This is a genomic window from Pseudoalteromonas sp. S1650 (assembly GCF_005887195.1).
In the GTDB taxonomy this organism is placed as follows: Bacteria; Pseudomonadota; Gammaproteobacteria; order Enterobacterales; family Alteromonadaceae; genus Pseudoalteromonas; species Pseudoalteromonas simplex.
In genome coordinates, this window is the sequence record NZ_PNDF01000038.1 from 13,047 (window position 1) to 25,939 (window position 12,893).

9 protein-coding genes are annotated in these 12,893 nt (G+C 41.0%); 3 read left to right on the top strand and 6 right to left on the bottom strand.

The features are described from left to right. Positions 1 to 308 precede the first annotated feature (308 nt). From CWB80_RS12710 to CWB80_RS12720, 3 genes are all read left to right on the top strand, one after another. The gene (locus CWB80_RS12710; protein ID WP_138600035.1) at positions 309 to 707 is read left to right on the top strand and encodes a hypothetical protein; all 399 of its coding nucleotides are present in this window, start codon (positions 309 to 311) and stop codon (positions 705 to 707) included. A 589-nt stretch (positions 708 to 1,296) separates the two neighbouring features. Further along, entirely contained in the window at positions 1,297 to 4,041 is a 2,745-nt protein-coding gene (locus CWB80_RS12715; RefSeq protein ID WP_138600036.1) for a TonB-dependent receptor plug domain-containing protein, read from the top strand. Between the two features lie 108 nt (positions 4,042 to 4,149). Next, the gene (locus CWB80_RS12720; RefSeq protein WP_138600037.1) at positions 4,150 to 5,526 is read left to right on the top strand and encodes a hypothetical protein; all 1,377 of its coding nucleotides are present in this window, start codon (positions 4,150 to 4,152) and stop codon (positions 5,524 to 5,526) included. Between the two features lie 28 nt (positions 5,527 to 5,554). On the opposite strand, the gene CWB80_RS12725 is transcribed toward CWB80_RS12720, so the two are convergent. The 6 genes from CWB80_RS12725 to CWB80_RS12750 form a co-directional block, all read right to left on the bottom strand. Then, positions 5,555 to 5,818 carry a hypothetical protein gene (locus CWB80_RS12725; RefSeq protein WP_054553091.1) on the bottom strand — a complete coding sequence of 88 codons (264 nt, stop codon included), beginning with the start codon at positions 5,816 to 5,818 and terminating at the stop codon, positions 5,555 to 5,557. A gap of 11 nt (positions 5,819 to 5,829) precedes the next feature. Beyond that, positions 5,830 to 6,663: a peptidoglycan binding protein CsiV gene (locus CWB80_RS12730; RefSeq protein ID WP_138600038.1), complete on the bottom strand. Its 834-nt coding sequence runs from the start codon at positions 6,661 to 6,663 to the stop codon at positions 5,830 to 5,832. Beyond that, entirely contained in the window at positions 6,663 to 10,136 is a 3,474-nt protein-coding gene (gene mfd, locus CWB80_RS12735) for a transcription-repair coupling factor (RefSeq protein ID WP_054553060.1), read from the bottom strand. Before mfd ends, CWB80_RS12730 begins: the two co-directional genes overlap by 1 nt. A gap of 29 nt (positions 10,137 to 10,165) precedes the next feature. Continuing rightward, complete coding sequence (locus tag CWB80_RS12740; RefSeq protein WP_054553061.1) at positions 10,166 to 11,059, bottom strand: carbon-nitrogen hydrolase; 894 nt, start codon at positions 11,057 to 11,059, stop codon at positions 10,166 to 10,168. Then, on the bottom strand, positions 11,052 to 12,110 hold the full coding sequence (locus CWB80_RS12745) for an agmatine deiminase family protein (RefSeq protein WP_138600039.1): 1,059 nt from the start codon (positions 12,108 to 12,110) through the stop codon (positions 11,052 to 11,054). The genes CWB80_RS12740 and CWB80_RS12745 overlap by 8 nt, the downstream gene beginning before the upstream one ends. An 84-nt stretch (positions 12,111 to 12,194) precedes the next feature. Next, positions 12,195 to 12,788, bottom strand: a complete 594-nt coding sequence (locus CWB80_RS12750) for a PilZ domain-containing protein (RefSeq protein ID WP_054553092.1) — start codon at positions 12,786 to 12,788, stop codon at positions 12,195 to 12,197. Positions 12,789 to 12,893 lie beyond the last annotated feature (105 nt).

A 12,893-nucleotide genomic window follows, 5' to 3' on the forward strand; every position in this document is an offset into this window, starting at 1 on the left:
AGTGGGGCCTACTATTACTTCACAAGCGTGTTACCTAAAGCCAACTTAGCGGTGCTAGCTTCAGAAAACAAACTCGAGAAACCCTTATTTTTGCGATGGAAATGATAAAATTTTTGACCTTAAAAAGATAGGTCAATTGCATAAAATTATGACATCAATCAAATTTTAGCGCTTTGTTGGTTATTTTTTGTCAGAGATTGTATTTTTATTGACTTATTATTAGGTGCCTGTTGTCTTTTTTGGGCATTGTAATTAGTATCTGACTTTATTTTATACAGGCAAATAGAGTGCGAATAAGCTTATTTCCCGTGTTCCTTTTTAGTCTTTTTTTAGCTGCATGTGATAGCCAAAGTATAGATAAGGGCAGCACAAGTACAAGTTGTCAGAACAATAGTCATTGCAATTACCCTAATAATGTAGAAGTTTGGCTAAGTAACCCAGATATCAGTCCAGAAACACCGTTTACGATTAACCTAAAGTTACCAAAGGAGGCTAAAAACCTCTCAGCAAAACTTGAAGGTGTCACCATGTATATGGGTTTTATCCCACTGCAGTTTAAACAGACAGGACAAGTTTGGGTTGCTGATACTATGGTTGGCGCATGCTCTGAACCTGTTATGACTTGGAAAATGATGCTCACTTATACTTCTGGCGATAATCAACCTCAAACCTTGCTTTATTATTTCGATTCACTGCAAACTCGATAACATCTTCCTTCATTATTGTTGATCGCAGTTTTTAATTATCTAAAAGCTGTGATTAGCGCAATTTCTGCTTCACTTTTTTTACTTTGATGTTCTTTATTAGCCGTATTTTTATTCGGTATTACAAACTGACGGAACAAAAACAAAAAATCATCCTCTAATACACTGTTTAACAGACTAACTTTGTCTATTTAGTTAATTTAAGTAAATAACTATGGTTAGCAGTCTTACCAAGCTTTTACGGTTTTTATAACGTTGTGTGATCAACTTGTAAAAATTTCATTTGTAGCATTAATTGGGCTTTGATTACACTTGATTACAAAGTGCGTGCAATTGATTTCAATCGTGTTTTTTTTGCTACTTAATAATGTTATTTTCCTGATATGTAAGTGTTTTTTTCTATTAACATTGATACATCGTGAAACCTTATTACCTAAAGTTGGTACGTCATTTTTGGGTTGTTTTTTATTTGGTCTTTCATTCAGTTTTCGTTCAGTTAACTGCGCCTAAGTTGCCCTCCGCTGACTCGTGATTCTAATAATAACGAGCGCTACCTAACTAAAGGTAAATTTCCAACAAGTAGGGTTTTCACATGAAAAAATCAATTCTTGGTTTAGCTGTTGTTTCAGCAATCCCAATGTTCTCAAGCATGCAAGTTTTAGCTGCTGATGATGCAGCAGAGTCTATTGAAAAAATTCAAGTTACGGGTTCTCGCATTAAGCGTTCTGATATGGAAAACGCAAGCCCAGTAACATTAATTGGTGCAGATGACATCAAAGCAATGGGTGCAACAAGCATCGATAGCGTATTACAAAAAATGACCGCAACAGGCGGCGCGATGACTAACCCAGGCGTAAATAATGGTTCTGGTGGTAACGCACGTATTGATTTACGTGGTTTAGGTGCTAGCCGCACATTAGTTTTAGTAAATGGTCGTCGTATGATTGCATCTGGTACAGGTGCGGCATCTACTGTTGACTTAAATACAATTCCTGTTTCTATGATCAAATCTGTTGAGGTACTTAAAGACGGTGCTTCTGCTGTTTACGGTACTGATGCGGTAGCTGGTGTTGTTAACATCATCTTAAAAGACGATTTTGAAGGTCTTGACATGAATGTTAACTCTGCAATCACTGGTGAAGGTGATGCAACAGAGAATTCATTCGACTTCACAGTTGGTTCGTCTTTTGATAAAGGTAACATTGTTATCGGTATGCAATACACCGATCGTGGCAAAGCAAAACAATCTGACCGTGACTTTTCTGATTGCCCAATCTCTGAAGGCGCTAATGGTTTAAACTGTAACGGCGGTTCTGTTTATGCTGAAGGTGGTCACATTTGGCAAGACGGTACAATTGGTGATGTAAATAAAGCGGGTGAGTCTGTAGATGCAGATGGTAATCCAATTACTTCTGGCCTAGCCCACCAAGATAGTGGTTTGAGCGGTCTTGGTGGTTTACACCCATTTACTGATGCTGATCGTTACAACTTTGCACCTGATAGCTACCTTTACACGCCAATGGAGCGCTTAAACTTAACAGGTCTTGCTACTTATGAACTAAGCGACGAGACGCGTTTATTCACTGAGTTCACTTATACTAAGCGTTGGTCTGAGCAACAAATGGCTGCTCAACCAATTTGGTTTGGTTTTACTTATGATGAATCAATGGGTGACTCACTATTAGGTCAAACATATAACAGTAAAGTTGACCGTGATGGCGATGGTATTGCTGACCGTGATGCAGATGGTAACTACATCACTGAAACAGCTAATTACGCGTATGGCGATAAAATTTTCTACGGTCGTCGTATGTCAGACACTGGCGCACGTTATTTTGAGCAATCTGTAGATACTGTTCGTGCTGTAATTGGTGCTGATGGTTTCATCGGTGACTATTCATGGGATGTATCTGCTAACTTTGGTCGTAATGATTCAGTAGATAAATTGAGCAACCTTCACAATATTGGTTCATTAACTGATAGCATTATGTACACGAATGATGAAGGTCAAGTTGTGGGCACATTTAACCCACTAGATCAAAATGCTTGGACTTCTGAAGGTTTCCGTAGAAACGTTTACACTGAAGTAAATAATGGTGGTAGTCAACTATTTATCCTAGCGGCTTCTGTATCAGGTGAGTTATTTGAATTACCAGCAGGTTATGCAGCATTCGCAGCAGGTGTTGAGCGCCGTCAAGAAAAAGCTTGGTACACGCCTGATTCTTTAACTGCTCAAGGCCTAGCTAATGATCCGATGGTTGAGCCAACATCAGGTGGTTTTGATGTAAACGAAGCATATGTTGAATTTGCATTACCACTTCTTACAGATGCGCCACTTGCACAAAATGTAGAATTAAGCGCTGCTATCCGTGCATTTGATTACAGCACATTTGGTTCAGATGAGACTTGGAAACTTGGTTTAACTTGGAAAGTAAATGATGAGCTAATGCTACGTAGTGTTGTATCAACAGCATTCCGTGCACCAACTGTTTCAGAGCTTTATTCTGGTAACTCACCTTCATTCGAACAAGTTGAGTACCCTGGTGCGCAAGACCAAGCAGAAGTTACGGTAGGTGGTAACTCATCTTTAACACCTGAAGAAGCTGATACTTTAACTGCTGGTATCGTCTATGAGCCTGAGTGGTTTGAAGGCTTCAGCATGACGCTAGATTACTACGATATCGAAATTGAAAATGCGATTGCGACAGTAGATAACCAATACATTGTTGATCAGTGTTTGAAGACAGATGCAAATAATGGTTCTGCGTTATGTAACTCGGCAAATGTATCAATCGATTCAACGGGTCGTATCATTTTCAATAACCAGCTACAAAACATTGGTTCTGAAAAAACATCTGGTATCGATTTAAATCTTTCTTACTCATTTGAAGCTGCTGGCCTTAACTGGAAAGCGGGCTTAGATACAACTTACTTAGACGAGTATGTTGTTCAAGTTACTGGTGAACCTGTTGACTACGCAGGTGTTATTACGTCAGGCTCTGGTGGTTATGCAGATCTTAAATCAAACCTAACAATTAATGTTGCTGGTGATAACTGGGATGCTCAGTACCAAGCTCGTTATATTGCTGGTATGGATAGTTTTGCATGTATCGGTGATGAAGATTCATGTTATGCGCCTACAACACCAACGGTTATTTACCATGATATCAGTGGTTCATACCTTATCAATGACTCAATTACACTTTCTGCAGGTGTTAACAACTTATTTGATAAACAACCACCATATTACACTGGTAACAATGACTCAAACACTGACCCGTACACATATGATGTATTAGGTCGTCGTTTCCACGCTGGTATTAACGTTAAGTTCTAATCTAGTTTGAAATGATTACTAAGGCCCCGTTTTTACTGGGCCTTTTTTATTGTCTGAAAGCCTATCAACGCGTAAACTAAGGGAGCATTATTAAAAAACGAGGTGATATTGCTTAAACAAGACGAAAACTTATCCTTCATTATTGAGCCTGAGCTTAAACCACGCACAGAGCAACGACTCGACCTGTATTTCTCCATTCCGAATGAAATGAGTGTAAATCCACAAACACTGAGCGAAGAATCATTCTTTAACAACAATTTTAAATCGCACCTTGCATATAACGCTAACAACATTCACTTACCCTTAGTAAGAAGCCGCTTTGTTAGTAAAAACAAAGGTGAACAGCAAGATTATCGGCAAAACTTAAACTTATATTGTTATCAAGTTCGACTCGCGCTGAATGCAGATATCAAAGACACCCTAAAACACCAAGAAGCCGAAGAGTTTTACCCTGTTGCCATTGAGTTGTGCGAGCAAACCAAAGGCTTGTTGAAAAAGCTAAGACGCTATACCCCCGATGATGAAAAGCTCCTGCCATTTTATAAAAACGCCGATAACTACTTAAGCTGGCATGTAGAGCAGTCATTTCTGAAACTATTGGATGAAGGGCCGCGCAGTAGTGATTTTGCAAAAGAGCGCAGTGATTTATTAGAGTTCTGCAAAGCTGAAAACAGTTATCGTGATGAGCAAGAATATAATTCGCAATCAACACTCGAAGATGCCAACCGTATCACTAATAAAATGCGCCTGTTACAACGTTTAATTGAGCATGGGGTGGTACTTAATCGCACTACACGGCATTTAAACAGTTATTTAAAGCGCATGGTAAAGGGCACAGTGACCGCAGTGATCATGGCCTTTGTGATGTTGGTTGTGTTAAATGCTCGCTCAAACTTTACCGAAGTAACAGCAACCTTGATTTTGATCTTGGGTGTTATTTATGGTCTTCGTGAAATATTTAAAGAAGACATCACACGGGTGATCTGGCGAGCTATCGTAAGAGGGCGACCAAAATGGCGGTTTCAGTTTAAAAACAGCATAACCAAAGACAAAATTGCCAGCCAATACATTTGGCTTGAATACACCAGTTTTAAACGCCTGCCTAAAGCGGTAAGAAGAATTTTTTCAAAGCGCCGACATCAAAATAAACAGGCTGCTCAGTGGCTGCATTTTGCAAGCGAAACACAAGTTAACGCGAAAGAGTTTTTACCAGGCTACGATACCTTGCAACAAACCATGCAATTTAGCTTGGCACCGTTTGCTCGCTACTTAAAGCGGGGGGAAGGTAAGCTCTATCATCTTGATAGTAATAAAATCTCTAAGAAAGCCGTAGAGAGGCGTTATCAGTTAAATGTGGTACTAGTCTTTACACAAAGCGAAGGTGAAATTTTGTATCAGCGTTACAAGATTACGCTAAATCGCAGCAAAATTGTTAATATTGAGCGTATTTACTCACAAACTGACATTCTGAAAGATGAAAGATGAAAGGGTGGCCTTGGCCACCCAATTGGGTTTATTTAGCGTCTAAACCTGTTTTGCTGTAAAGCGACACTTTGTCTGATACTAGGGTAATTTCGATATTTTTATCTTTGTTACCCCAAATACAGTTAGTGTGTAATGTCTTTTCTTCACACTTATCCGCTGAACCTAAGATAGCTTCAACCTCAGTTTTATCCATGCCAATTTTAATTTTTTCGTAGTTCTCTAAATTTACTTTTGAGCAACCCGCTAAAGTAAGTGTTGCAGCCGCTGCTGCAATTGCCATATATTTTTTCATAATTGTATCCATTAATGGTTGTAGCGTCTTATTTGCACGATCATACCCATACGTGGGTGATCAAAATAATGTATCTCGTTACTTATCACACGTTTAAATTGTGAAAAACGTGCTTTTTCGTAATCACCGTTTTCTAGGCGCTGACTAATATCAAAATCTGCGTTTATAAATAGGTAGTGACGAACATAAATTTTCATTAAACCATCAAATTCCCACTTTGGCACATTTTGCAGCTGGTCGGGAATATAGCGCTCAGTAGGGCCCACTAGGCTTATAAAGTCGTTATTTTCATTCTCTACTGGGGTTGAGTGTTTTGCTAAGTGTTCACCGGAAAATAAACGGATACTGGGTGCGTTTCTTTCACTCATTTCAGGAAAACGCCAGCCAGTGTGCAAAATAGGGGTTAAGCCTTTTCTATCAAGCTGATTTTTTTGCTCAACAAATTGTAATTGTTCTGGCGCCATTAAGTAAATGTCGTCAGTGTCTTCACGGGGCTCAACAACGGGTGTAACAGGCAGTTGATTATAGCTTGCTAAAAAATCAACACTGTCGTCACATACATTAGAGTGAGGGTTGCTATTCACTAAAGAATCGGTAAACGAATTTGAGCGAAAGCGGCTATCACCCTCAATACATGCCTGTTTAGCTTGTGCAGAGTAAGCTGGAGATAATAAGTCTTTGCTTCGCTTAGCCTTGATTTCATCGTGTTTTAAACTGAAATCTTCCTGTAAATAAGGGGCTGGGCGCTGTTTATAAATAAGAACTTCTATTTCGAACCAACGTGCTGCAAATGACGAGCTTGTATAAAAGCAACAAAGCAGTAGTAAACTATTTCTAAACAACATTAATGGCTAACCTTTTTTTCGAAATCTGCAATCATTGCAGTGACCATTTTTAAGCGTTCGCGAGCGTTGGCTTCGCTAATTGCAAAGCGCAGTTTGTTTGCGCCATCCATTTTATACACCTGCGGTGCACTTTGTATCAAACCTATAATGAAGCTAGGGTTAACCTTTGTATGCTGGCTAAACTCAAAATAACCGCCTTTCGGGTTTGCTTCAATCTTCTTAATGCCAATATTACTTGCTTGCAGTTTTAATTGCTGCAAACTGAATAAGTTTTTAGTGGCGTCAGGTAGTAGACCAAAACGGTCAATCAGCTCTACCTGTAACTCGTCCATATCATTGAGATTAGCACAGCTTGCAATGCGTTTATAGATTCCTAAACGTACGTTTACATCATGAATATAATCATCAGGTAATAACGCTGGCAGCTTTAAGTCAACCTCAGTTTGTTGACCTAATAAGTTCTCAAGGGTTGGCTCTTTACCTTCTTTGAGGGAGTTAACCGCTTGCTCAAGCATTTCCATATACAAACTAAAGCCAATGGTTTGCATTTGACCTGATTGATCATCACCAAGCAGCTCACCGGCACCACGAATTTCTAAGTCATGGGTTGCGAGCGCAAAACCTGCCCCCAAGTCTTCCAGTGATTCAATCGCTTCAAGGCGTTTAACCGCATCTTTACTGAGTGATTTAGGGTTACCAGTCAGTAGGTAGGCATACGCTTGGTGATGGCTTCGGCCTACACGACCACGCAACTGATGCAGTTGTGCCAGACCGAGTTTATCTGCTCTATCCATAATAATGGTGTTGGCAGTGGGTACATCGATACCGGTTTCGATAATAGTTGTACACACAATCACGTTATATTTTTGGTGATAAAAATCACTCATAATTTGTTCAAGCTCGCGCTCTCGCATTTGACCATGTGCCGTTGTTACGCTGGCTTCAGGTACCCATTCACTAATTTCTTCAGCAACTCGGTCTATGGTTTCAACATTATTATGTAAGAAATACACCTGGCCACCGCGTTTAATCTCACGCAGAATTGCTTCACGAATAAGTTCAGCATCTCTTTGTCTAACAAAGGTTTTAACCGCTAAACGTTTCGCAGGCGGTGTGGCTATGATTGATAAGTCACGCATACCACTCATCGCCATGTTTAATGTACGTGGGATAGGGGTCGCTGTGAGCGTTAAAATATCGACATCGGCACGTAATGCTTTGATTTTTTCTTTTTGACGCACCCCAAAACGGTGCTCTTCGTCAACAATCAATAAGCCCAAATCTTTAAATTGAATATCTTGTTGAATAAGCTTGTGAGTACCAATCACGATATCTAATTTACCCTCAGCCATTTTATCTAGGGTGTCTTTTTGCTCTTTGGTTGAGTTAAAACGCGATAAAACGCCAACCTCAATTGGTAAATCGGCAAAGCGGTCTTTAAAGTTTTCATAATGCTGCTGTGCAAGCAGTGTGGTTGGTACAAGTACCGCAACTTGCTTGTTATCATTCACTGCCACAAAGGCTGCGCGCATTGCCACTTCGGTTTTACCAAAGCCAACGTCACCACATACTAAACGGTCCATCGCTTGCTTACTTTGCATATCACCGAGCACAGACTCAATGGCGTTGCGTTGATCGTCAGTTTCTTCAAATGGGAAGCTGTCGCTAAACTGACGATAAGCACTGCCATCAAGCTTAAATTTATTGCCAGGCTTTGCTTGGCGTTTAGCGTAAATATCTAAGAGTTCAGCAGCCACATCACGAACTTTTTCGGCGGCACGTTTTTTTGCTTTTTCCCACGCATCAGAGCCTAACTTATGAAGCGGGGCAGAGGCTTCTTCACCACCTGAGTAGCGGCTCAGCATATGCAACGCAGAAACGGGCACGTATAGTTTTGCCTCATTAGCGTAAATAATCGTAACAAATTCAGTGATCACACCGGCTGCATCAATGGTTTCAAGGCCTTGGTAGCGGCCTACACCGTGATCAAGGTGCACAATTGGTTGGCCTTCGCGTAGCTCAGCAAGGTTACGAATAAGCGCATCTTGGCTGGCTTCGTATTTATGTTTACGGCGTCGACGCTGCGAAACCTTAATGCCTAGTAATTCTTGCTCTGTGATAATGGTTAAACGCGGTTTACCGTCTAGCACCACACTTTGCTCAAGTGGCGAAACAATTAGGCCAACATCACTCGAACTATTGGTAAAATCGCTAAACGATTCAAATTCTTTAAGCTTTAAACCACTTGGCTTTAATAAAGTGAGTAATGATTCGCGGCGGCCATCTGATTCAACCGAGAGCAGCACGCGGCCTTTTTGTTTTTTCTCACTGGCAACATAGTCAATTAAACCTTGGTACGGTTCATGTAACTTATGATCAATACGAACATTTGGCAGCTCTTTACTAGCAAGGTTTGTATGACCCGCTTTGGTACCTAGCTTGGCTTGTGATAAGCGAATACGCGCGTATTTACCAAACTCACCAAATAGTTCATTAACGTTTTGATACAGTTTTACAGGTTCAAGTAAAGGTCTGAGCGGATCAACACGGCGGTTTTCATAGCGTACATTCACATCATGCCAAAACTGATCAGCAGCATGCTCAATATCGCCAAAATGCATAAAGGTTGTATTACTTGGTAGGTAATCGAAGATAGTTGCCAATTCATCAAAAAACAGTGGCATGTAATATTCGATACCCGCAGGCCAGGTTCCTTTAGTCACCTGCATATAAATTGAGTCTTGCTCAGAGCTTGCGCCAAATTGTTCACGATAGTTGATACGAAAACGCTCAATGTCAGCGTCGTTAGTTGGAAACTCGTGAGCAGGCAGTAACTCAATTTTGTCGACCTTTTCATCTGAGCGCTGGCTTTCAACATCAAATAAGCGAATGCTGTCGAGCTCATCATCAAAAAAGTCTAAACGAAATGGGTGCGGGCTACCCATAGGGTATAAGTCAACGATAGAGCCGCGAATCGCGTATTCACCATGCTCCATCACTTGTTGTACGTGTAAATAGCCCGCTTGTTCTAAGTTTTCACGCAGTGTGTGGGTATCTAAGGTATCGCCCACTTTAAAGTTAAGGGTTGAACCATAAATAAACGAAGCAGGGGCAGTACGCAGCATCAAGGTCGACACTGGCACGATTAATACGCTTTGTTGTTCTTTTTTTAAGGTATTTAACGTGGCTAAGCGCGCAGAAATGATATCTTGATGCGGCGAAAAATGATCGTATGGGAGTGTTTCCCAGTCAGGAAAGACCATGACTGGGTTTTCAGGCAACAGAAATTCGAGTTCAGTTTCAAGGCGTAGGGCGCTTGGCGTATCTGGGGTGACAATCACAACCAGCTCGTTGTGTTGTTTTACACCTTCTGCGATAGCGATGCTAAGCCCGCTACCGGTAAGTTGTCCCCATTGAATTTTATCTTTTTCAGATTTTACCCAAGGCAATGCTGCCCATTGCGCAAACGCCATTTACTACTCCTTTAAACTGTTTTTACTGCTTAGTCTCGATAAATCTTGGTTAAGTCCTGATAGTGATCGATACGACGATCACGAAGGTAAGGCCAAATTCGACGTATGTTTTCACTACGTGCTTGGTCTAATTCAACAACTAATAATTGCTCATCGCTGTTGTTCGCTTCGGCTAAGATTTCACCTTGAGGGCCCGCGATAAACGAGTTACCCCAGAACTGAATACCTTCACTTTGACCGCTTGGATCACTTTCGTGGCCAACACGGTTACAGCTGATCACCGGCACGCCATTGGCAACTGCATGAGCACGTTGGGAAATAACCCAAGCGTCTTTTTGACGTGTTTGCTCGTCTTTTTCATCACGCGGGTCCCAACCAATGGCTGTTGGGTAAATTAAAATTTCAGCACCGGCCATTGCCATTAAGCGTGCAGCTTCTGGGAACCATTGATCCCAACACACTAGTACACCAAGTTTACCGACAGAGGTTTGAATAGGCTCAAAACCTAAATCACCCGGTGTAAAATAAAACTTCTCGTAAAAGCCTGGGTCATCAGGAATATGCATTTTACGGTATTTACCGGCAATGCTGCCGTCAGTTTCAAGTACCACAGCAGTATTGTGATAAAGACCCGTAGCGCGCTTTTCGAATAATGATGACACGATCACCACATTGAGTTCTTTGGCTAGTGCACCTAAGGTGTCTGTGCTTGGGCCCGGGATTGTTTCTGCTAAATCAAAAACGTCTACATCTTCGGTTTGGCAAAAATACAAGCTACGGTGTAGCTCTTGAAGAACAATAAGCTTAGCGCCTTGGCTTGCTGCATCACGAATACCAGCAATTGATTTTGCCATATTGTCTTGAGCATTATCGGTGTTTGATTGCTGAACAAGAGCAACCTTTAAATGCGTTGGTTTAGTCATTGTTTGTTCCTGCTAAAAAGCCGCGCGGTAATTGCATTGTAATACAGTGTAAGCTGCCAAATTGGTGAATAATTGGCACACAATTAATACCCACTACAGTGTGATCTGGGTATGCTTTGGCAACCTGACCAAGCGCCAGTTGATCGTTTTCATCACCATAAATTGGTACTAAAACGGTTTTATTGATAATTAAATAATTAGCGTATGTGGCAGGTAATCTGTCACCATCTTCATCGAACACTGCTTTTGGCCAAGGTAAGGCAATCAGCGTGTAGTTTTCACCCTCTGCTGTTTTAAATGATTGCAGTTGCTTTTCCATTGCATCAAGGGCTGTAAAGTGCTCATCATTTTTATCATCACACTGTACATAAACAAGCGTGTTGTTTGGGGCAAAACGTACCAGCGTATCAATATGGCTGTCGGTATCATCACCTGCAAGGTAACCATGATCAACCCAAAGAAACGACGTAGCACCTAGCTGCTCAACCAGCGTCTGTTCTATATCTGCTTTTGTGAGTTCTGGGTTACGATTTGGGTTTAATAAGCACTCGCTGGTTGTGAGTAACACGCCGTGTTCATTGATCTCGACGCCACCGCCTTCAAGAACCAGCTCACTTTGCTGATAGCCATTTTTAGAATTAGCGACTTGCTTTACAAGTACTTGATTAATTTGATTATCAAGATCACTTGCAAACTTATTGCCCCACCCATTAAAAATAAAATCCATTACTTTCAATTCTGTTGCGTCATCAATATTCGCACAGGTCAATGGGCCATGGTCACGTGCCCAAGTATCGTTACACGGTGTCACCACAAAGTGAATGCGTTTAGCATCGACATCTGCATTTGAAAGTAAAGCTGCAATATGTGCTTTTAGGGCATTATCATGAGCTACAATCACAACATCTTGCTGTTGGCTTATTGCTTGGCAAAGTGCTACATACACAGGCTCAACAGCGGTTAAATTTGCTGCCCAATCTGTGTCTTGATGAGGCCAAGTAAGCATAACTGCATCTTGCTCAGCCCATTCAGGTAAAAGTCTAAATTTCATGAAGGTATTAAACAAACTAAGGTGGGGCTAGTTTAGCATTTTAGCCATAGATGTCAGCTTTTTGTGCGCGATCCAGCGTGATTTTTATTTGTCTTGCTGATTGTTTTCTTGCTGACGTTTTTTAAGTTGGCGTGTTTGTGCGTGCAGGGCTGCTCTTACGACTAAATCTTGGTCAGCATCGCGAATGGCAGTAAACAATAATGTGTATTGGTATTTATCATCATCGCATTTTTCAATGGCCACTAATTCGGTATAGCAATAAATAGCTGATGCTTCGTGTTGTAAGAATAACTTAGTGCGAAATGTTTGCCCTAATTCATACACGTCAGCGGAGGTAAGTTTTACACCGCCACCGCCATAACTATCGCAATAGTTTGCGTTATCGTCAGGTTGCTCTGAGGCTAAGATGTGACTCATGATTAAATCAATTTTACGAGATTGCGCCTGTAAAAAGGCCGCCAGTTCTTGTGCAACATCACCTAGATTACGAAGTGGTCGTAAGCTTGTTTGCTCAAGTTCGTTTACTTCGTTGGCAAGTTTAAATAGGGCAGGGATATCCGCTTCAAGTTCAGCATTGGTTTTTGGCACAGCACTTGGTTCAACCGCATATAAATTGACACGGTTGCTCTCGTTGATTTGAAAATACTGTTCAAATTCGGCTAATTTTTGATTATTCATGCTGTACTCCACACATCTTTCCTTAATACTAGCGTTCGAAGCAGTAAATTGCTAGTAATCAAATAATCAAAAAAAAGGGCAAACTCATTGTTTGCCCTTCATTTT